18 protein-coding genes and 1 tRNA gene are annotated in these 20,276 nt (G+C 68.4%); 11 read left to right on the plus strand and 8 right to left on the minus strand.

Annotation, left to right across the window (positions count from 1 at the left end):
* Positions 1-332 precede the first annotated feature (332 nt).
* On the plus strand, positions 333-875 hold the full coding sequence (locus tag SY84_RS01715; RefSeq protein WP_046842552.1) for a hypothetical protein: 543 nt from the start codon (positions 333-335) through the stop codon (positions 873-875).
* A 220-nt stretch (positions 876-1,095) separates the two neighbouring features.
* On the opposite strand, the gene SY84_RS15710 is transcribed toward SY84_RS01715, so the two are convergent.
* The gene (locus SY84_RS15710) at positions 1,096-1,878 is read right to left on the minus strand and encodes a DinB family protein (RefSeq protein WP_052751003.1); all 783 of its coding nucleotides are present in this window, start codon (positions 1,876-1,878) and stop codon (positions 1,096-1,098) included.
* A 159-nt stretch (positions 1,879-2,037) separates the two neighbouring features.
* A complete protein-coding gene (locus tag SY84_RS01725) occupies positions 2,038-2,568 on the minus strand; it encodes a hypothetical protein (RefSeq protein WP_157882859.1) in 531 nt (176 codons plus the stop codon).
* A 292-nt stretch (positions 2,569-2,860) separates the two neighbouring features.
* Here SY84_RS01725 and SY84_RS01730 point away from each other — a divergent pair, with 292 nt between their 5' ends.
* A complete protein-coding gene (locus tag SY84_RS01730; RefSeq protein ID WP_046842554.1) occupies positions 2,861-4,015 on the plus strand; it encodes a tyrosine-type recombinase/integrase in 1,155 nt (384 codons plus the stop codon).
* 45 nt (positions 4,016-4,060) lie between these two features.
* Here SY84_RS01730 and SY84_RS01735 read toward each other — a convergent pair.
* Positions 4,061-4,135 (minus strand) — tRNA-Val (locus SY84_RS01735).
* A gap of 212 nt (positions 4,136-4,347) precedes the next feature.
* Between SY84_RS01735 and rimP the strand changes: the two genes are divergently transcribed.
* From rimP to infB, 4 genes are read left to right on the plus strand one after another with little or no spacing between them, the layout of a single operon-like run.
* The gene (gene rimP / locus SY84_RS01740; RefSeq protein WP_046842555.1) at positions 4,348-4,803 is read left to right on the plus strand and encodes a ribosome maturation factor RimP; all 456 of its coding nucleotides are present in this window, start codon (positions 4,348-4,350) and stop codon (positions 4,801-4,803) included.
* A 54-nt stretch (positions 4,804-4,857) separates the two neighbouring features.
* On the plus strand, positions 4,858-6,042 hold the full coding sequence (nusA, locus tag SY84_RS01745; protein ID WP_046842556.1) for a transcription termination factor NusA: 1,185 nt from the start codon (positions 4,858-4,860) through the stop codon (positions 6,040-6,042).
* A 3-nt stretch (positions 6,043-6,045) separates the two neighbouring features.
* Complete coding sequence (locus SY84_RS01750) at positions 6,046-6,336, plus strand: YlxR family protein (RefSeq protein ID WP_046842557.1); 291 nt, start codon at positions 6,046-6,048, stop codon at positions 6,334-6,336.
* Between the two features lie 30 nt (positions 6,337-6,366).
* A complete protein-coding gene (infB, locus tag SY84_RS01755) occupies positions 6,367-8,211 on the plus strand; it encodes a translation initiation factor IF-2 (RefSeq protein WP_046844851.1) in 1,845 nt (614 codons plus the stop codon).
* A 110-nt stretch (positions 8,212-8,321) separates the two neighbouring features.
* Here infB and SY84_RS01760 read toward each other — a convergent pair whose 3' ends face one another.
* Positions 8,322-8,876, minus strand: coding sequence for a hypothetical protein (locus SY84_RS01760; protein WP_052751004.1), 555 nt, complete (start codon positions 8,874-8,876; stop codon positions 8,322-8,324).
* 134 nt (positions 8,877-9,010) lie between these two features.
* Between SY84_RS01760 and SY84_RS01765 the strand changes: the two genes are divergently transcribed.
* From SY84_RS01765 to argC, 3 genes are all read left to right on the plus strand, one after another.
* Positions 9,011-9,352 carry a hypothetical protein gene (locus tag SY84_RS01765; RefSeq protein ID WP_046842558.1) on the plus strand — a complete coding sequence of 114 codons (342 nt, stop codon included), beginning with the start codon at positions 9,011-9,013 and terminating at the stop codon, positions 9,350-9,352.
* A 53-nt stretch (positions 9,353-9,405) separates the two neighbouring features.
* Positions 9,406-11,694, plus strand: a complete 2,289-nt coding sequence (gene secD, locus SY84_RS01770; RefSeq protein ID WP_046842559.1) for a protein translocase subunit SecD — start codon at positions 9,406-9,408, stop codon at positions 11,692-11,694.
* A gap of 126 nt (positions 11,695-11,820) precedes the next feature.
* A complete protein-coding gene (gene argC, locus SY84_RS01775) occupies positions 11,821-12,864 on the plus strand; it encodes an N-acetyl-gamma-glutamyl-phosphate reductase (RefSeq protein WP_419177421.1) in 1,044 nt (347 codons plus the stop codon).
* 101 nt (positions 12,865-12,965) lie between these two features.
* On the opposite strand, the gene SY84_RS01780 is transcribed toward argC, so the two are convergent.
* The 3 genes from SY84_RS01780 to SY84_RS01790 all read right to left on the minus strand — a co-directional run bounded on the left by SY84_RS01780 (position 12,966) and on the right by SY84_RS01790 (position 16,632).
* Positions 12,966-13,808, minus strand: a complete 843-nt coding sequence (locus SY84_RS01780) for a DegV family protein (RefSeq protein WP_046842560.1) — start codon at positions 13,806-13,808, stop codon at positions 12,966-12,968.
* Between the two features lie 247 nt (positions 13,809-14,055).
* Positions 14,056-14,778, minus strand: coding sequence for a hypothetical protein (locus SY84_RS01785; protein WP_046842561.1), 723 nt, complete (start codon positions 14,776-14,778; stop codon positions 14,056-14,058).
* A 210-nt stretch (positions 14,779-14,988) separates the two neighbouring features.
* Positions 14,989-16,632 carry a chloride channel protein gene (locus tag SY84_RS01790; RefSeq protein WP_046842562.1) on the minus strand — a complete coding sequence of 548 codons (1,644 nt, stop codon included), beginning with the start codon at positions 16,630-16,632 and terminating at the stop codon, positions 14,989-14,991.
* Positions 16,633-16,881: 249 nt separating this feature from the next.
* Between SY84_RS01790 and sodA the strand changes: the two genes are divergently transcribed.
* Positions 16,882-17,505 (plus strand): superoxide dismutase [Mn], encoded by a 624-nt coding sequence (gene sodA, locus SY84_RS01795; protein WP_046842563.1) that lies wholly within the window; start codon positions 16,882-16,884, stop codon positions 17,503-17,505.
* 59 nt (positions 17,506-17,564) lie between these two features.
* Here sodA and asnS read toward each other — a convergent pair whose 3' ends face one another.
* Entirely contained in the window at positions 17,565-18,908 is a 1,344-nt protein-coding gene (gene asnS / locus SY84_RS01800) for an asparagine--tRNA ligase (RefSeq protein WP_046842564.1), read from the minus strand.
* 76 nt (positions 18,909-18,984) lie between these two features.
* Between asnS and SY84_RS01805 the strand changes: the two genes are divergently transcribed.
* Positions 18,985-20,268, plus strand: a complete 1,284-nt coding sequence (locus SY84_RS01805; RefSeq protein WP_046842565.1) for a hemolysin family protein — start codon at positions 18,985-18,987, stop codon at positions 20,266-20,268.
* Positions 20,269-20,276: the final 8 nt, after the last annotated feature.

Here is a 20,276-nt window from a genome sequence, read left to right on the forward strand (position 1 = left end):
TGTCAGGTGCTGAGGGCGCTGGATCTTGAGGTCGGCGCTTCCAGTACAGGATGGAGCCCGCGATGAGCAGAAGGCCGAGAAGAGCAATCAGTACCATACACACTTATTACTTGAAGCGTAGTCGCTTTTCCACTGGTTGATGGCCTCCTGGCAGTACTGCACCCGGATCTGTGCATCGTTGCGCAGGCGAGTCTTATCCTCCACATCTCATCACCTGACCCTTCGCAAGAAATGCCGTTCTGAACGCGGTGGAGCAAAACAAGGGGAAAATTCTGCGCGAGAACCATGCACCTGAGGCACGTTCAGTACGAGGTCTTCCCTACACTCCAGAGGTGACCCGCCCGCTCCTCCCAGCGCTCCTCGCCCTGACCACCACTGCCGCCGCCGGCGGCCTCGAACCCATCAGTCGCCAGCAACCCCTCCACTGGGTCCCCGGCGTCCTCACCGTCACCAGTGGCCACCTCGGCACGCAGCCCTTCACCGAGACCATTACCCTCAAGGTCAACGGGCAGCGCATCCAGGTGTACCTCATCACCGGCAACCACAGTGACGACCCGAGTCTCTCAGTCATCAACACCCTGATGGCCTGGGTGACCACGCCCACCGCCACGCCCGCCCAGAAACAGGCACTCACCGAAGTCGCCCGCGCCTACCTGCACGGCTGCAACGTCCAGGCCACCCCCACACAACTCGCCCTCCTGAACACCCTCGACCGCTGGGAAGACGGCGGCTGGCACGAGAAGACCCTGGAGGGCGTCACGGTCGGCTGGGCAGACGGCAACAGCTTTGGCTTCCGCGATGAAGCCGAACGCCTCAAACACCGGACTGGTCTCAGCCTCCAGTGGCCCATCCAGGCCAGCCGCTGCCAATTCTGAGCCGGAAGCATGCACAGACGAGGCGAAACCACTTCAGTGGCCGCTACACCGCCTCCTACCCAGGCGCCAACATTCCCGGCACCATTGATTTCAAGCGCCAATCCCCCTGACCTACGCCTCACCTTCAGCGAGAGCGCCTAAGGAACAGGCCACCTTCAACGGCGCCATAGCCCACGCTGAACACGCCACGCCGCGAAGACGTGTCTGGCCGCCCGCCGCCTCAAGTAGGCCGCGCCGCCCGCGTCACCGTCAGATCAGCCGTCTCAGCACCGCGCTGCACAGTAAAAGTGCTCCGCACACCAGGCGCAGCGCTCAACCGCAACTCGTGGAAGTAAGCGTCCCGGACGTCCACCCCATCCACAGCCACGATCACATCCCCGGACTCCAGACCCGCCTCTTCCGCTGGGCTGCCGGGGTGCACCGTGCGGCAACGCACCCCCCGCCCCCCCTGCAGTGGTTCCAGCCATGCACCCATCAAACCCAGGCCCTGAAAGCCCGGCATGTGCCGCCGCAAGATCCCTATTTGCCCCCGGTGGTTGATCTCATCCTCGAAAACGTGGAACCACATGAAGTGCCGGTTACCCGTGCCGCCCCAGAAAGGCAGCGGTTCATCCAACCACGCGTCATCCCGCGCCCCCAGCAACTCAAGCGTCCCAGCCCGCACGAGGGCCAACTCCTCCAAATAGTGCCGCAGGGGACGCCCCCGGATCTCCGCGCGGCCCTGCTCCCCAAGATTCAGACCGGGCCAGTAGTGCGCTTCCAGCGCACCGTCCGGATCCGGGTGGTCATCGCTGATGAGCTGGTAGATGCGTTCCACTGCCGCCATGTGCGCCAGCAGCATCCCCGCACTGTTGGCATGCCCATCGGGGATCAGGTCAAGTTCCTCCACGGTGAAGCCCTGCACGGCCTCCAACGTCGTCTCGCGCGTGTACGCCATCATCCCCAGCAGACGGGCGATCATGGGCGTGAACCCGGGCTGGTCACTGAGCAGCGTGGAGGACATGCCCAGCAGCATACGGGGCACGCCGTGGACACGTCGCACCACATGTCCTCGATGTGGGTGCGGGTCTCAACGTCCAGGAACAGTCGATGATGTTGGCCCGTCCACTCGCCAGTTCAGTGTGGGGACCGGCGGACGATGCCGCCAGTGAGGGGGCGACCGTCACACCTCATCCACGTCATAGCCCCACGCGAGCAACTCCTCGGGCGTCGGGGCGCGCTCGTCCATCACCACCACCTGCCCCCCTTCCACCCGCGCGTGCACGAACAAGTCATTGCCCGGCTCGATGCACCACAACTCGAACGTCAGGTCCGGCCACAGCGCTCCCATCGTCTCCAGCCACGGCACCGGCGCCGACCAGGCCGACGAGAACGTCACCGTCAACACGCCCGGCTCAGCCACGACTTCCACGTCCTCCGCGTCCCGACTGGACCCCCAGTGCATCGTCTGCCACGCCGCCCCATCCAGCGGTACGCCCGGCAGGGGGTCCACGCCACCCGACTGCAGGCTCACCACCCGCCCCAGGTCCCCCAGACCACCTGCGTTGTAGCCCCGGGCCACCACCTCGGGCGGGACGGGCACCTGCGCGGCGAAACTCAGCGACTGGACGGCCACCGGGTCCCGGTCGTACCCCGGGGCCGCGCCCCGTTGTGCGGCACGCCACGCCCCCAGCGCGTCATCCGCGCCAGTCACCACTAATTTGTTCTGGCACCAGTTCGTCATCTCACCCCCAAATACGCGCGCTCAGGACACGCGCGTTCCCTACACTCCAGGCATGCCCGAATCACCCCACCGCACACCCCGGTTCCGTCCCCCCTGGTGGCAGGTCATCATGGTGATCTTCCTCGTGATCCTGATGGCGATCTCCCTCTGGCCCAACGGGTAGGCCATGAGCGGCAGCCGCACCGCACCCTTCGTATAGGCCGCCCGTCTCGGACTGGCGCCGGAAACCCTCTTCGCCCACACCCCATACTGGGTTGTACCCATGCCCGCCTCCCCCACCCGCAAACGCGCCCGCCACAATGGTGAAGGCAGCCTCCGCAAACGCCCCGACGGCACCTGGGAGGCCCGCTACACCCTCGGCCGGGACGCCAACGGCAAGCAGGTCCGCAAGTCCGTGTACGGCCGCACCCGCGCCGAAGCGGCCGACAAGCTCAAGACGGCCCTCAACACCCACGCGCCCCTCACCGGGCAGACCGACATCACCCTGGCGGACTACATGGCCCGCGTCGCCACCCAGCGCGTCGGCCACGTCAGCGCCCGCACCAGCGAAATCGACCAGCACTGGATCAAGTACACCCGCGCCCACCCCACCGGCCAGGTCCAACTCCAGAAGATCCGCGTCGCGCACCTCGAAGACCTGTACCGCCACCTCGCGACCGAGAAGAGCCGCAGCGTCGTCATGCACGTCCGCACGTTCATCAACATGACCCTCAAACAGGCCGTCAAGCACGACCTGATCATCAGTCACCCCGGCGTGGCCGCCGACCTGCCCCGCATGGAGAAACCCAAAGTCGCCCAGGTCATCACGGCTGACGAGGTCGCCACGCTCCTCGAAGAAGCCCAGAAAGGCACCGGCCGGTGGTACCCGCTGATCTTCTTCGCCGTGACACTCGGCCTGCGCCACGGCGAGATCCTGGGCCTCCAGTGGCAGGACGTGAACCTCGACGCCGGAGAGTTGCAAGTCCGCCGGGCGATCAGCACCGACGCCAAGGGCGCCCCCCGCGTCACGAAACCCAAAACGAAAAGCAGTGCCCGCACCCTCTACCTCAGCGAGGACCACATCGCCCTCCTGCAGAGCATCCAGCGTCAACAGCAGGAAGCGGGCGTCCGCACCGCCCTGATCTTCTGCACCCATGACGGCCAGCCCCTCCGGCAAGGCAACGTCCGCCGGGAGTTCCTGACCCTCCTCAGCCGCTGCGGTCTCCCCCATCTCCGCATTCACGATCTGCGCCACACCTTCGCCACCCACCTGATCGGCAGCGGCTTCGACCCGAAAACCGTCGGGGACCTGATGGGCCACAGCGACCCCCGCATGACGCTCGAGATCTACACCCACGCGCAGGAGAACCTGAAGAAACGCGCGGCCCTTCAAGCGGCCCAGATCGGGAAGCCAGGGGCCGGTTCAAAAAGCACGTAGGGGTAAAAAAGGGGTAACGCCCCCTGAAAAGGAGGCGTTTTTGCGTGGTGGGCGGTGAGGGATTTGAACCCCCGACCTATCGCTTGTAAGGCGAGAGCTCTACCGCTGAGCTAACCGCCCACGCGGCCTGACATGCTAGGCGATCAGGGCCGGTCCGCGCAAGTGGGGCAGCCCGACTGGACTGCCGGTGCGCGCGGCGTTTGTGACAGCTGGCGTGCGCTCTCGCGCCAGTGGGGTATACTGGGGGGGTAATTCCTCGAATGGGGGTGGGCGGTTCGCTCACCTTTTTTCGTGGAGGGGGTGGTTTCAGGCTGCTGGTCAGCCGCTACAATATGAATAACAACGACAACAATTTGATGCAACTCGCCAGTGGCGCCCTGGAGCCCCTGGGGTTCGAGGTTCTGGAAGTGCAGGTGCAGAACATGGGCGGCCAGCCGATCGTGCTGGTGCGCATCGACCGCCTCGACGAGCAGCCGGTCACGGTGGACGATCTGGCGCGCGCCAGCCGCGCGGCGGAAGCCGAATTCGACCGGGTCGACCCGATTGCTGGGGAGTACCGTCTGGAGTTCGAATCCCCGGGCGGGAAGCGCCCCCTGCTGCGCGCGCGGCACTTCGAGCGCATGCTGGGCCTGAAGGTCCGCGTGCGTGGCGACGGGCACTCGTTCACCGCGCCCCTGACCGGCGTGGACGGCGACCGCGTGACGTTCACCGTGAACGGCGAGCCGGTCACCCTGACCGCCGGAACGTTCCAGGCGAACCTCGCCGAGTTCCCCGACCGTCACCGGTAACCCCCCAAGAATCGATTCGTGGGTGCCGGTGACGCACCCAGAAGGAAGCGTGAGATGACCCAGCCGGAATTCAACTTTGCCGACGCGCTGCGTGAAGTGGCGCAGGCCCGCAACATCAACGAGATGCAGCTGATCGAGGCGTTCGAGCAGTCCCTCGCCCAGGCGTACACCCGCAACGTGGAACCCGAGAAGCGCATCGAGGTGCACCTCGACCCGCAGAGCGGCGAGCTGGAAGTGCTCATCGTGCGTGAGGTCGTCGAGAAGGTCGAGGACGAGCACCTGCAGATCTCCCTGGCCGACGCGCTGGAACTCGACCCCGGCGTGGAAGTCGGCATGGAGATGGAGTTCCCCGTCGACCGTGAGAAGTTCAGCCGCATCGCCCTGCAGGCCGCCAAGCAGACCCTGACGCAGAAGATGCGCGAAACGGAACGCAACGTGGTCTTCAACGAGTACAAGGACCGCGAGGGCCAGGTGCTCACCGCGCAGGTGGTGCGCAGCGACAACAAGGGCAACTGGTTCGTGGAACTCGGCGCGGGCGAGGCGATCCTGCCGCCCCGCGAGCAGATTCCCGGCGAGAAGCTCACGCCGGGCAACCGCGTGAAGATCTACCTCAAGGAAGTCCGCAAGACCCCCAAGGGCCCCACGATCCTCGCCAGCCGCGCCGACGAGCGCCTCCTGGATTACCTCCTGAAGCAGGAGATTCCCGAAGTCGCCAACGGCATCGTGGAGGTCAAGGCCATCGCCCGTGAAGCCGGTCAGCGCAGCAAGGTCGCCGTGTTCTCCCACAACAGCAACGTCGACCCGATCGGCGCGTGCATCGGGCACCGCGGCAACCGCATCCAGGCCGTCACCGGCGAACTGGGCCGCGAGCGCGTGGACGTGATCCTCTGGGACGCGAACACCCGCGACTTCATCCGCAACGCCCTCTCGCCCGCCAAGGTGGGCCTGATTGAGGCGCAGCCCGACCGCCGCGAGGCGACCGTGACCGTCACGCCCGATCAGCTGTCCCTGGCGATCGGCAAGGGCGGGCAGAACGTGCGCCTGGCGGCGAAACTGACCGGTTTCAAGATCGACCTGCGGGAAACCGCCGCGATCAGCGACCTGGACGCCGCGATGCAGCAGGCCATGCAGGACGAGCAGGACGGCCGCGACCCGGGCAGCGCCCAGTCGGCGTTCGACGCGCTGTTCAAGGACAGCAAGTCAGTCGCGACCGCCAGCCCGGACGACGAGCAGGAGTAACCCTTGACCGCCGCCCCCTCCCCCACTCCCACGCCGAAGACCGGGCACGTACCCGAGCGGACGTGCGTGGCCTGCCGCCGCCGCCGCGCGCAGGGCGAGTTCCTTCGCCTGAGCCGCGACGCGGACGGCCGCTGGCGGGTGCAGGAGGGGCCGCGCACGGGCCGGGGCGCGTACATCTGCGCCGACAGTCCCGCGTGCTGGGCGGAGAAGCGACTGCGCCGCGCGTTCGGAGCGCAGGCTCCGGCCGTCTCGCAGACGCTCCTGAACCGATCCACTGATTTACCCCGCGCGTAAGAGCAGGCGCGGGTCTCACCGGAGGTGAGCATGTCGAAAGTTCGTATTTATACCCTCGCCAAGGACCTTGGCGTCGAAAACGCGAAGATGCTGGAAATTCTCGACGGGCTCGGCGTGTCCTACAAGAGCGTCAGCAGCACCATCGAGGAAGACACCGTCGAACTGATCAAGGACATCCTGGCCGCCGAGGCCGAGGGCGGCGCACCCGCCCAGGCCGACGCCGACACGACCCCTGCGGCCGCGCCCACCGAGGCGCCCGCCCAGACCACCGTCCAGACCGCTCCCCAGGCGACCGAAGCGGCGGCCCAGACCGGCGCCGCCCCGGTGGCCGACCAGACCGAGGCACCCGTGAGCACCGAGAAGGAAATTCCGCACCGCGCGCCGGTCGTGACCATCATGGGTCACGTCGACCACGGCAAGACCAGCCTGCTGGATTACATCCGCAAGACGAAAGTCGCCGCCAAGGAAGCCGGGGGCATCACCCAGCACGTCGGCGCGTTCGAGGCGAAGACCAGCAAGGGCAAGATCGTGTTCATCGACACGCCCGGCCACGAGGCCTTCACGACCATCCGCGCGCGCGGCGCGAACGTCGCCGACATCGCGATCATCGTGATCGCCGCCGACGACAGCCTCATGCCGCAGACCCGCGAGGCCATCGCGCACGCGCAGGCCGCCAAGGTGCCCATGATCGTCGCGATCAACAAGGTCGACCTGCCCCAGGCCGACCCTGAACGCGTCAAGACCGACCTGACCCAGCTGAACCTCGTGCCCGAAGAGTACGGCGGTGACCTGGTCGTCGTGCCCGTGTCCGCCAAGACCGGCGAGGGCGTCGAGGACCTGCTGGAGTACATCAGCCTGACCGCCGAGATCGAGGACCTGCGCGCCGACCCGAAGGGAGAGTTCAGCGGCGTGGTCATCGAGGGCAAGGTCGACAAGCAGGCGGGCGTCCTGGCGACCGTCATGGTGCAGGAAGGCACGCTGCACGTCAGCGACTTCCTGGTCGTGGGCGAGAACTACGGCAAGATCAAGGCCATGACCGACAGCAACGGCGCGCGCATCAAGGAAGCGGGCCCCAGCACCCCGGTGCAGATCTTGGGCTTCAGCGAGGTCCCCAGCAGCGGCGAGAAGGTCATCAGCGCCAAGAACGAGCACGCCGCCCGTGAAGTCGTCGCCGGCCGCGCCGACGTCCGCCGCGACGAGGAAGACGCCCGCGACCGCCGCAAGGGCCAGCGCAGCCTCGAGGATCTGCTCGGGCCGCTGGGCACCGTCCGCACCGTGAACCTGATCCTGCGCGCCGACACGCAGGGCAGCGTGGAAGCCATCCAGGGCATCCTGGCCCGCAAGGAAAAGGACGACGTCAAGATCAACGTGATGCTCGCCGGGATCGGCGCGCCCACCGAGGGTGACGTGCTGCTGGCCTCCACGGCCGAGGCGACCATCCTGTGCTTCAGCGTCACCGCGTCCGGCGGCGTGAAGAAGGTCGCGGACACCAAGGGCGTGGACATCAAGTCCTTCCGGATCATCTACGAACTCATCGACGAGGTCGACCGCCTGATCAAGGGGAACCTCGAACCCGTGTTCGAGGAGCGGTACCTGGGCCGCGCCGAGGTCCGCATGGTCATCCGTCACCCCAAGAGCGGCAACATCGCCGGGTCGTACGTCACCGACGGCAGCCTGAAGCGCAACGCCAAGGCGAAAGTCACGCGCGGCAAGCAGGTCGTGTACGAGGGCACCATCGTGGGCCTCAAGCGCTTCAAGGACGACGTCCGCGAAGTGCAGACCGGCTACGAGTGCGGCATCAACGTGGACTGGAACGACGTGATGGAAGGCGACATCATCGAAGCCAGCGAGATGGTCGAAGTCGAGCAGAACTAAACTTCACCGCCAGGGCCGGAACCTCCGCGTGGGGTTCCGGCTTTTCCATGCACCGGGCGCAACGACCACCCCCCGCCACGGGGACGGGGGGCTGGGGGGTCGGGTATGGATCAGGTGCCGCTGGTGGTGCCCTCCTGGGCCGCGCTGCCCTGGTCGGTGCCGTCGCCCTGCGGACCCTGGTTGTCCTGGCCGCGCGGGCCGCCGGGGCCCATGGGGCCGTCGTGGGGACCGTGCCCGCCGCGTCCTGGGCCGCCGGGGCCGCGTCCGCCGAAGGCGAAGGGGTTCTCGGTGAGGCGCTGCTTCATGTCGGCGGCGCGGTCGGCGGGGATGTCCCCGGCCTTCACGGCGGCGTCGATGGTCGCCGAGCCGGCCTTGACGGCGGTGGCCTTGAGTTTCTCGGGCGTGGTGCCGAGCTGCCTGGCGAGGTTGGTGATGAACGTGTCGGCGTAGTTGGTGCCGCTGCGCTGGGGGCGCTCGCCGGGCTGTGGCTGGACCTGCTGCGCCTGATTCTGCCCGGTGCGCTGGCCGGGCTGGGCGGGCTGCACGCGCTGCGGGGCCTGCGCGGTGGTTGCACTGGTGCTGGGGGCGGCGCTCTGCTGGGCGAGTACGGCGCCGACGGTCAGGGGCAGTGCGGCGAAGGCGATCAGGGGAAGTCGGGTTTTCATGGGGGCACACTCCTGGACTGAAGGTTTGGAAGGGACTGTGGGGACGTCCGGACGTCGGCCACGGGGGCAGTGTGCGGCGGCGGTGTTAAGGGGCGGCTAATGGGGATTGGGCGCTTCTGCTATGCTGGGTCGCCTTGAGATTCCCGCGTTCCTTCCGACTGGCGTGGCAGCGTGCGCTGCTGAGCCTGCCGGGCCTGTTCCCGCTGCTGCCGCTGCTGGCCGTGGTGCTGGGGCAGCCGTGGACCGCGCCGGAGCCGGGCCGCTGGGCGGCAGGAAATGTCGCCCCGGCCCTGCCGGAGCTGCGGCCCGCGCCGCCGCCCGGGCCACCCGTGCCGCTGCTGGCGGGCGACGCCCCCCGGCCGGTGGCGCTGCCGCCCAAGCAGGCGCGCGTCGCGCTGGCGCTGCCGGAGTGGGCCGAGCCGGGCGTCCGGCCGGTCCTGAGTGTGCTGGGGCGGCGGCAGTCGGACGGGGGCTGAGTGTCCGCGTCCGACCGCTGACCCTGAATCTCTGCATTGAACTGGAGTTGTGAATGACGTACGGAAACAAAGGCAAGAAATCCGGCCGCCCTGCCCCGCGCAGCGCGCCGACCGCAAGTAAACCGAACCTCTGGACGGGGCTGCTGCTGCTGCTGACGCTGCTGGCGTCCGTGGCGTACATCTGGCGGCCCTGGGAGCACAAGGACAACGTCTGGAGCCTGTGGAACGACAAGTTCCAGTTCATGACGCTGGGCCTGGACCTCAAGGGTGGCCTGCGGATCGAGCTGGCGCCCGAGTCGGGCACGGCCACGAAAGACGAACTGGACCGCGTGAAGACGGTCATCGAGAACCGCATCAATGCGCTGGGCGTGGCCGAGCCGACCGTGACGGTCGCCGGGGGCAAGCGCGTGGTCGTGGAGATCCCGGGCGCGACGCCCGCCGTGCAGGACCGCGCGCGCGAGATCATCAAGCAGACGGCCCGCCTGGAGTTTCGGATCGTGCAGGCGAACGCGCAGCCGGATCAGGCGCTGGCGCAGCAGAAGCCGCAGACGGGCGGGTACACGCTGGCGCAGCTGGGTCCGGTCGAGGCGACCGGTGAGGTCATCCAGAACGCGCAGGCGGCGACCGATCCGCAGTCCGGGCGCTGGATCGTGACCTTCCAGAACACCGACGCGGGCTCCGCGAAGTTCGGGGAGTTCACCGGGAAGAACATCGGCAAGCTGATGGCCGTGGTGCTGGACGACCAGATTCAGAGCGTGGCGACGATCCAGAGTCGCCTGAACCGTGACGTGCAGATCACGGGGAACTTCGACGCGCAGGAAGCGAACCAGCTGGCGCTGGTGCTCAAGTCGGGCGCGCTGCCCATCAAGATCAAGACCGAGGCCGAGCAGGCCATCGGGCCGAGCCTGGGCGCGGACGCGATCCGCAGCGGCGCGGTTGCCTCGCTGGTCGGGATCGGGCTGGTGTTCGTGATGCTGTTCGGGTACTACGGCTTCTGGTTCGGGCTGGTGGGCGCCCTGGGTCTGCTGTTCTCCAGCGTGGTGATCCTGGGGATGCTGGCGGGGTTCGGCGCGACGCTGACCCTGCCGGGCATCGCGGGTCTGGTCCTGACGATCGGCGCGGCGGTGGACGGCAACGTGATCTCCTTCGAGCGCATCAAGGAGGAGCTGTTCAAGGGCAAGGGCATCAAGAACTCCATCCGCGCCGGGTATGACCACTCGACCGCGGCAATTCTGGACGTGAACGCCTCGCACCTGCTGTCCGCGCTGGCGCTGTACAACTACTCGACGGGCGCCGTGAAGGGCTTCGCGGTGACGCTGATCATCGGTGTGGTCGCCTCGACGTTCTCGAACCTCGTGTTCGCGAAGTGGTTCATCCAGTGGCTCGCGCAGCGCAGACCCAACATGAGTGCGCCGCAGTGGATCAAGGAGACGCACATCGACTTCATCCGCCCGGCGCGGATCATCACGACCCTCAGCGTGCTGCTGGCCCTCGCGGGCGGCGTGACGCTGCTCACGAAGGGCCTGAACTACGGCGTGGACTTCTCCTCGGGGACGACGATCACCGCGAAGACCAGCGCCGAGACGACCACCGAGCAGGTGCGCGCGGCCGTGACGGGCGCGGGTGTGGAGAAGGCGAACGGGCAGAGCACCGTGATCCTGCGCAACGTGGTGACCGGGCAGAGCGGCGCGTCGTACACCATCAAGGTGCCTGAACTGACGCAGGAAGAACGGGTCGCTGTGCAGGCTGCCGTGCAGAAGCTGCCGCAGGGCACCGTGCAGGCCACCGAGACGGTCGGCCCGGCGGTCGGGAAGGAACTGACGCAGAAGACCATCTACGCGGTGCTGCTGGGTCTGGGCCTGATCCTGGTGTACGTGGGCTTCCGCTTCGACTTCATCATGGGGGTCGGCTCGATTCTGGCGGCGATCCACGACGTGATGATCGCCATGGGTCTGTTCGCGCTGCTGAACCTGGAGTTCACGGTGGCGACCGTGGCGGCGCTGCTGACCCTGATCGGCTACTCGCTGAACGACTCGATCATCGTGTCCGACCGCATCCGCGAGAACATCAAGGAGCTGCGCGGCAAGTCGTACCGCGAGATCGTGAACCTCGCGATCAACCAGACGCTGTCGCGCACGATCATGACGTCAATCAGCACGATGCTGCCGCTGCTGAGCCTGCTGATCTTCGGCGGGCCGGTGCTGCGGGACTTCAGTCTGGTGCTGCTGGTGGGCATCCTGATCGGGACGTACTCCAGCATCTACATCGTGGCGCCGCTGGTGGTGTACTTCGAGGAGTGGCGCGAACGCCGCAAGGCCGGGGGACAGGCCGCCAAGGCGTAACCCGGTCCTGTGGAGGTGGCGGCGTGGAGCGATCCCGCCGCCACCTTTCATTTGCCACATTCAGAGGATTCAGACGTATCACTCGACAGGCATTGGTGGGGCGGGGTATGCTGCCCGGCGATGAGTATGCACGACCAGAAGACCGTCGCCATTGTGGGCGGCAGCGGCTACGCCGGCGGGGAATTCCTGCGCCTCGCCCTGAACCACCCCCACCTGCACGTCACGCAGGTCACCAGCGAACGCAACGCGGGCACGCCCGTCAGCATGGTGCACCCCAACCTGCGCGGCCGCACCAACCTGAAATTCCGCAAAGCGGCCGACCTGGACGAGGCCGACATCATCGTGCTCGCCCTGCCGCACGGCAGCGCCGCGAAGAAGATCGCCGAGTACGAGGCCAGAGGGAAGATCATCGTGGACCTCTCGGCCGACTTCCGCCTGAAGGACCCCGAGATCTACCGCGCCACCTACGGCGAGGACCACCCCACCCCTGAGAAGCTGGGCGAGTGGGTGTACGGCAACCCGGAACTGCACCGCGAGGAGCTGCGCGGCGCCACCCGCATCGCCTGCGCCGGGTGCTTCGCCACCAGCGTCATCCTGGCGCTGTACCCCCTGTTGAAACTGGGCGTGCTGCTGCCCAAGGACATCATCGCCACCGGCCTGGTCGGCAGCAGCGCTGCCGGAGCCAGCGCCAGCGACTCCTCTCACCATCCGGAACGCGCCGGGAGCCTGCGCGTGTACAAGCCCGTCGGGCACCGCCACACCGCCGAGGCGCAGCAGGAGTTGCCCGGCCACTTCCCCCTGCACCTGACCGCGATCAGCACCCCGCGCGTGCGCGGCATCCTGACCACCGCGCACGCCTGGATTCCCGACGGGTACAGCGACCGCGACGTCTGGAGCGCCTACCGCGAGGTGTACGGCGCCGAACCGTTCATCCGGATCGTGAAGGTCGCCAAGGGCATCCACCGCTACCCGGACCCCATGCTGCTCGACGGCACGAACTACTGCGACATCGGCTTCGAGATGGACCAGGACACCGGGCGCGTGGTCCTGATGTCCGCCATCGACAACCTCGTCAAGGGCACCGCCGGACACGCCATCCAGAGCCTGAACATCGCCCTGGACTGGCCAGAGACGACCGGTCTGGAGTTCGCGGGCCTGCACCCCGCCTGACCGGCCGCGCCCGCAGCCACGGGGCGCAGCCGTCCAGGCACGAGAGCAACAGGCACGGCGGCCACTCCATGTTCCCGGAGTGGCCGCCGTGTGTGATGGAATCAGCCGATCGGAATGGCGTTGAACCCGTACGTGCCGGGCCCGACGTGCGCGCCGATCACGGGGCCCATCAGCTGCACCCGGCCGCGCTGCACGTTCAGACCGCTGCCCACCATGGCCGTCCGCAGGGCGTTGATGCGCGCCGTATCGCGCCCGGCATGCATGATCGTGACGCTGAGCGGGGTGTCCCCGAAGCGTTCCTTGAGGCTGCCCAGCATGTCGCCCGCCGCCTGATCCACCTTGGCGCGGCGGGTGGCTTTCAGTTCGCCACGCTCGAAGGTCAGGACCGGACGCACGCCCAGCATGCCGCCCAGGAACGCCTGCGCGCGGCTGACACGGCCGCTGCGGCGCAGGTAATCCAGCGTCGCGACCGACAGTTCGGCGTACATGCTGTTGCGGGCCTCCAGCACGGCGCGCGCCACCTGATGCAGCTCCCGCCCGGCGGTGACCTGATCACGCGCCACGAGCGCCAGCTCGGCCAGGGGGCCGCAGGCGACCTCCGTGTCGACCACCTGAATTCGGCCGGCCTCACCCAGCTGCTGCGCCGCCTGCTGGGCGTGCCGTACCGTCTCCGACAGTTTGCCGGAGATGTGCAGGCTGATCACGGCGTCATGCGTGCTCAGCAGTTCACGGTAGCGCTGTTCAAAAGCGGCGACGCTCACGGGGGATGTGCTGGCGCTGCCCCCGGCGCGCATGTGGTCGTACACGGCGTCCGGGTCGATGTCCTGCCAGTCGGAGAAGGTGCGCTGCTGCATACTGACCTGCAGCGGAATGATGTTGATCCCCAGCTGAGCTGCACTGTCAGGGTGCAGATCACAGGTGGAATCCGTGAGAACAGCAATCATGACCCTTATCTATTCTTTTGATGTTCAGGTGTCTGTGAGGTTCTCTGCTCGGTGGGGTCACACCCGTCAGCTCAACGTGACCTGCACTGGGCGGAAAGAATCCTGTGACAGACGACCGCCCCGCAGGACACTGCCGCCACTGCTCCTCCGGACCTCGGTGGCCATATTCACCCAGAGGCATTCCTGCCGCCACCGACCACCGGGCAGGCCAACTCCAGCACACAGCCACCCCCGGTAGACGGAGCGGTCAGGGCGTTGAGGCCGCCGACCGCGCCGAGAGCCGGTCCAGCAGCCGGGCGGACGCACCAGCAAACAGGAACGTGTTCGACGGGACCGACAGCACCCCGGACGGCAGGTACGCGGTCCAGCGCGGGTCACGCGGCACGGCGTCAGGCAGACCGGCGGCGCGTTGCAGGGCGTTCTGGTACGTGCCGCAGTCGAACGCGTCCAGCTGCCCGTTCAGGAGGTACGGAGCGGCACCCAGCCGGTCGATCTCGCGCCGGATGGCATCCAGGTGCTCGGGTCGAACGCCGGCGTCCACGACCAGCACGAGGTCGCGGCGCAGCAGGCTGTCCAGCGGCAGCTGCGCCGCGCCACTGCCGAACAGGCCGGGCTCCTCAGCCACCTGATCGTCACTGATCTTGCGGGTCAGGTGGCGGCAGGGGCCCCACATGGCCGCGGCGTCCTCGCACGCGACGAGCAGACTGCCGAGCGGCGCGCGGCGCAGCGCCTCGGCCAGCGGCAGAACCTGACCGGCGGGCAGTTGCGAGTGCAGGCGAAGATCGTCGGGCGTCCACGTGGCAGCAGGCACGACGGTCAGTGTGGTGAGGTCCGGGCCAACCGGGGCGGGCAGGCACGCGCACAGCAGCGCGGCCAGCCCGGCGGTCGCGGCCACGCGCAGCGGGACAGTCAGGGACACGCGGGTATTCTGGCGCGCGGCGGTCATGGCCAGGTTCAGGACAGGCTTCACAGTGTCCTGACCTCCCGGACCACGCCGCTGCTGTGCTGGCCCAGAGAGGTCCTCACCGTACTGTTCAGTGCCACCCTGGGCCAACAGTACGTTCCAGGGCTCCACTTCCCCCCGCTGTTCACCGCAGGTGATCGCTCGGCTCCGCCGCTCTGCGCGTCCGATCGGTGCAGAGGGGCCGAGGGAGACCCCCAACACCTCCGGGATCTGCTGTCAGGCGCCGGGCAGGCGCAGCACGCCTTCCAGGGCGGTGTACGCGTCAGGCCGGGCGAGGAACACCAGTTCGTCCGTGGCAGTCAGGCGCAGGTCCGGGCGGGGCAGGCGCACCGAGCCGTCCCGCACGATCCCCACGACCTCCACCCCGGGCGGCAGGGTGACGACACCCAGGCGCGCGCCGCGCCAGCTGGCGGGCACCACGCGGCGGTACAGCTCCCGGTCACTCGATGGGGGCGGGAGGGCGTCGGCGTCCAGGGGCGCGGCGGGCGCGGCGGCGTCGTAGGGCACGGCGGGCGCGTCGACCGGGCGGCGCGGGATGTAGCGGACGGTGTCGGGCAGCCACGCGGGCGTGGCAGCGTGCACGCCACTGTCGCGCCGGGCGCGCACCTGACTCTCGATCAGGCCGCGCGTGCCGCTGAGCAGGTGCGCGACGCTGCAGGCGGCCAGGGTGACCGGCAGCAGCGCCTCGCCGCCCCAGGTGACCGCCAGCAGGGTCGCGGCAAGGGGGACATTCAGCGTGACGGTCAGGAACGCCGCGGCACCCACCATGGCCGCGACGGCCGGGTCCACGCCGAGCAGGTTCGCCAGCCCGACGCCCAGCAGCCCCCCCACCCCGACCGACGGCAGCACGCCGCCGCCCAGCGCGACGTGCAGACCCAGCGCGAGCAGCACCCAGCGCCACGCGGCCTGCTCGGCGCCGTCCGCGACGAACCCTCCGGCGCCCAGTTGCAGCCAGCCCAGGCCGTCCCCGAGGACGCTGGGGGTGAGACGCTGCGCGACGACCGCCGTGAGCAGTCCGACGGCGCCCGCGAACGCCAGGCGGCGCCAGCCTTGCAGGACGGAGGCGGGCAGCGCGGAGCAGCTCAGGAGCGCCAGCCAGCCCAGCAGGGTCGCGCCGAGCCCAACGAGCGCGAAGGCGGGCAGCTGCGCGGCGGCCGGCACCTGCACGTCGGGGAAGGTCAGCAGGGGCGTGAAGCCGAACGCCAGTCCGTACACGGCGGTGCCCGCCACGGCGGCCAGCAGGCAGGGCATGACGACCTCGAACTCAAATTCGAAGCGGCGGTACAGCACCTCAGCGATCAGGACGGCCGCGGCCAGCGGCGCGTGCAGCACCGCGCCCAGTCCAGCGGCGGCGCCTGCGAGGGTCAGGGTTCGCAACTCGACACTGTCCAGCCGCGTGACGCGCTGCATAAGCCGCGCGCCGAGCATGCCGGTCATGGTGAACGGCGCGTCGCGGCCCAGCAGCAGCCCGGACGAGTGCGCCACCAGACTGCCTGCCAGGGTGCGCAGCTGCGTGGGGACCGGCGCCCACTGGCCGCGCTGGTGGTAGCCGCGCACCAGTTGCGTCAGGGGGTCGCCCTCACCGGGGCGGACCAGGGCGGCGTAGGCGATGGCAGCCAGGGGCAGGGTGATCAGGCCCCAGTGGGCGGCGGTGCCGAACGCCATCATCAGGCCGCCCTCGCCGGTCGTGCCGGGGGGCGCGTAGTCGGTCAGGCGGACGGCGAAGGCGATCAGGGCGTCCAGCGTCAGGCGCAGCACGATGCACAGCCCGCCGACCAGGGCGCCCAGCAGCACGCTGAGCACCACCAGCCTTCCGGTTTCCAGGCGGTGCAGGACGGCGCGGGGGAGCGGGGAACGCATTGCCGCCCATGCTAGAGCAGTTCGGGACGGAACGCCACCGCCGCGGTTGCCTGCCGGGCGGTTTTTTTGCCGTCCTGCCGCGCGCAGCCACCCCTGCCCGGTCCGCGTGGGTGGGTCAGATGAAGGGCGCTTAAAGTCGGGGCGGGTCTTCACAAATCGCGCGCCACGCGTAAGATACGTGCCGGTACTCCGGTGACGGGGCGCGGCGCGGCGCCGCGATGTCCCGCCCGGCCTGAAAGGAGCTTCACCATGGCCTACGAACTGCCCACGCTGCCCTACGCCTACGACGCCCTCGAGCCCCACATCGACGCGCGCACCATGGAGATCCACCACACCAAGCACCACCAGACGTACGTGGACAACGCGAACAAGGCGCTCGAAGGCACCGAGTTCGCCAGCCTGCCGGTCGAGGACCTGATCCAGAAACTCGATCAGGTGCCCGCCGACAAGAAGACCGCGCTGCGCAACAACGCGGGCGGGCACGCCAACCACAGCCTGTTCTGGCAGGTCATGGGCCCCCAGGCCAGCGGTCAGCCCAGCGGCGAACTGGCCGACGCGATCAACGCGGCGTTCGGGTCCTTCGAGGCGTTCAAGGAGAAGTTCGAGGACGCCGCCAAGACCCGGTTCGGCAGCGGCTGGGCGTGGCTGGTCGTGAAGAACGGTGAACTGGCCGTCGTGAGCACCGCCAACCAGGACAACCCCCTGATGGGTGAGGCCGTCGCGGGCGTCGGCGGCACCCCGCTGCTAGGTGTGGACGTGTGGGAGCACGCGTACTATCTGAACTACCAGAACAAGCGCCCGGACTACCTGAAGGCGTTCTGGAACGTGGTGAACTGGGACGAGGTCGCGCGCCGCTACGCCGCCGCGAAGTAAACCCGTTCACTGAAAACGAAGCGCGCCCCGGTGAAGGGGCGCGCTTCACTTTCGGTTCCTCAGGGGCGCATGCGCGTGAGCATACGCGGGAAGGGAATCGCCTCGCGGATGTGGTCGATGCCCGTGATCCACGCGATCACGCGTTCCAGGCCCATGCCGAAGCCCGCGTGCGGCATGCTGCCGGTCTTGCGCAGGTCCAGGTACCACTCGAAGGCGTCCAGCGGCAGGCCCTCGTGCTCGATGCGGGACTTCAGCAGATCGTAGTCGTGGATGCGTTCGCTGCCGCCGATGATCTCGCCGTAGCCTTCGGGAGCGATCATGTCGTCGCACAGCGCCACGCGGGGGTCCTGCGGGTCGGGCTGCATGTAGAACGCCTTGATGGCCGCCGGGTACCGCTCAATGATGACGGGGCGGTCGAAGTGATGCCCGAGAATCGTCTCGTGCGGGGCGCCCAGGTCGTCACCCCACTCGACCGGCTGCACGTCCTCCTGCACGTTGGCGGGCAGGTCGCGGTCCTCGATGTGCTGGCGGATGATGTCCAGCGCGTCGGTGTACGTCACGCGCGGGTAGTTGCCTTCCGCGGCCCCGGCCAGTTTGCTCTGGTCGCGCCCGAGGATCTTCAGTTCCTCCTGGCATTCGTCCAGCACGCGGCGCACGAGGAAGCTCACGAAGCGCTCCTGCAGGGCCATGTTCTCCGTGTGGTTGCTGGGGACCACCTCGGGTTCGATCATCCAGAATTCCAGCAGGTGACGGCGCGTCTTGCTCTTCTCGGCGCGGAAGGTCGGGCCGAAGGTGTACACCTTGCCGAACGCGAACGCGCCCGCCTCGGCGTGCAGCTGCCCCGTCTGGGACAGGTACGCCTTGTCCTCGCCGAACAGGTCGATCTCGAACAGTTCGGTGGTGCCCTCGGCGGCGTTCGGGGTGAAGAACGGCGCGTCGAAGCGGATGAAGCCCTCGCCGTGGAAGAAGTCCACCACGGCGCGCTGCACGCTGTCGCGCACGCGCATGATCGCCCAGGGGCGGCGGTGGCGCAGCCACACGTGACGGTGGTCCATCAGGAACTCGATGCCGTGCTCCTTGGGCGTGATGGGGTACTCGCCGTGGTTCTCGCTGATGACGGTCAGGGCCCGCAGGCTGAGTTCCACGCCGCCCGGGGCGCGCTCGTCGGCGCGGACCTCGCCGGTCACGGTGACGGCCTGCTCCTGCGTGAGGCGCTTGGCCTGCTCGAAGACCTCCTCGGACACGTCGGTCTTGAAGACCGTGGCCTGCACGAAGCCGCTGCCGTCGCGGAGCTTCAGGAACTGGATCTTGCCCTTGCCGCTCTTGTCCTGCAGCCAGGCGTGAACGGTGACGGTCTGCCCCACGTGCTGCGCGAGGTCGTGAATGCTGGAATGAACGCTCATCGCGGCTCAGTATAGGCAGCGCGTGCCGCGCGGAGGTCGGGACGGAAACGGCCCGGCCAGCCCGTACACTGACCGGGTGGGTCAACCGCTTCTGGAATTCGGCATTCTTGTCGTACTGCTGATCATCAACGGCTTCTTCTCCGGCTCCGAGCTGGGGGTGGTGTCGGCCCGCCGGTCCCGGCTACAGGCGCAGGCGAACGCCGGGCACCGGGGCGCGCGCCGCGCCGTGGAACTCGCGGAGAACCCCGGCGCGTTCCTGGCGACCGTGCAGATCGGCATCACGCTGATCGGCACCGTCAGCGCCGTGTTCGCCGGGGGGAGCCTCACGCGGTACCTGGAAGCCGCCCTGACCCCCGCCCTGGGTGATCTGGCCCCCAGCGCCGCGTCGGTGGGCGTGGTGCTGATGGTCACGTTCCTGTCGCTGGTGCTGGGTGAACTGGCTCCCAAGAACATCGCGCTGCGTAACCCGGAGGCGCTCGCCATGCGGGTCGCGCCGTTCTTCGCGGGGCTGGCGCGCGTGGCCAGACCCGTCGTGTGGCTGCTGGAAGTCACCACGCGCGGCCTGCTTCGCCTGCTGGGCATGCGCGGCGAGACGCAGGAGCAGATCACCGAGGAGGACGTCAAGGCACTTATTCTGCAGGCCTCCGAGAGCGGCAGCCTGGAAGCGGGCGAGCGGGAACGCATCGATCACGTGCTGCGCTTCAACGACCGCCGCGCCCGCGACCTCATGACGCCCCGCGCGGACGCCGTGACGCTGCGCGCCGACCTGCCCATGCCGGACCTGATCGCATGTGTCCTGGCGAATCCTCACGACCGGTACCCCGTCACGGACGAGACCGGCGACGTGACCGGACAGGTGGCCGTGGCGGACCTGCTGCGCGCCGTGACCGAGGGAGGCACCATCCTCGACCACGTGCAGAGCGTCGTGTTCGTCCCGGAAACCGCCTGGGCCGAGGACGTCCTGACGCGCCTGGCAGGCGAGGCCGGGCAGCGCCTGGCGATCGTCGTGGACGAGTACGGCGTGTTCACGGGCCTGCTGACCAGCACCGACCTCCTGACCGAACTGGCGGGTGTGAACACCCCGGACGACGAGGGTCTGCTGGTCATGCGGGACGACGGCAGTTTCCTGGTTGACGGCGGCATGCCCATGCACGACCTGCGCGACCACCTGCCGCTGCCCGCGCTGCCCCGCGAGGAGTTCAGCACGCTCGCCGGGTACGTGCTGGAGGTCCTGGGCGAATTTCCCGCCGTGGGCGCCCGCGCCAGCTACGACGGCTGGGAGCTGGAAGTGCTGGACCTGGACGGGCCGCGCATCGACCGGGTGCTGATCACGCCGCCGGGCCGCCCGCACGACAGCTGAGCGGTGCT

Source organism: Deinococcus soli (ex Cha et al. 2016) (assembly GCF_001007995.1).
GTDB classification, from domain to species: domain Bacteria; phylum Deinococcota; class Deinococci; order Deinococcales; family Deinococcaceae; genus Deinococcus; species Deinococcus soli.

Coding starts and splice junctions, on each gene's coding strand:
- rimP (WP_046842555.1), top strand. CDS start 4,348: ATGAATAACAACGACAACAATTTGATGCAACTCGCCAGTGGCGCCCTG.
- sodA (WP_046842563.1), top strand. CDS start 16,882: ATGGCCTACGAACTGCCCACGCTGCCCTACGCCTACGACGCCCTCGAG.
- asnS (WP_046842564.1), bottom strand. CDS start 18,908: ATGAGCGTTCATTCCAGCATTCACGACCTCGCGCAGCACGTGGGGCAG.
- secD (WP_046842559.1), top strand. CDS start 9,406: ATGACGTACGGAAACAAAGGCAAGAAATCCGGCCGCCCTGCCCCGCGC.
- SY84_RS01760 (WP_052751004.1), bottom strand. CDS start 8,876: ATGAAAACCCGACTTCCCCTGATCGCCTTCGCCGCACTGCCCCTGACC.
- SY84_RS01780 (WP_046842560.1), bottom strand. CDS start 13,808: ATGATTGCTGTTCTCACGGATTCCACCTGTGATCTGCACCCTGACAGT.
- nusA (WP_046842556.1), top strand. CDS start 4,858: ATGACCCAGCCGGAATTCAACTTTGCCGACGCGCTGCGTGAAGTGGCG.
- SY84_RS01730 (WP_046842554.1), top strand. CDS start 2,861: ATGCCCGCCTCCCCCACCCGCAAACGCGCCCGCCACAATGGTGAAGGC.
- argC (WP_419177421.1), top strand. CDS start 11,821: ATGCACGACCAGAAGACCGTCGCCATTGTGGGCGGCAGCGGCTACGCC.
- infB (WP_046844851.1), top strand. CDS start 6,367: ATGTCGAAAGTTCGTATTTATACCCTCGCCAAGGACCTTGGCGTCGAA.
- SY84_RS15710 (WP_052751003.1), bottom strand. CDS start 1,878: ATGTCCTCCACGCTGCTCAGTGACCAGCCCGGGTTCACGCCCATGATC.
- SY84_RS01790 (WP_046842562.1), bottom strand. CDS start 16,632: ATGCGTTCCCCGCTCCCCCGCGCCGTCCTGCACCGCCTGGAAACCGGA.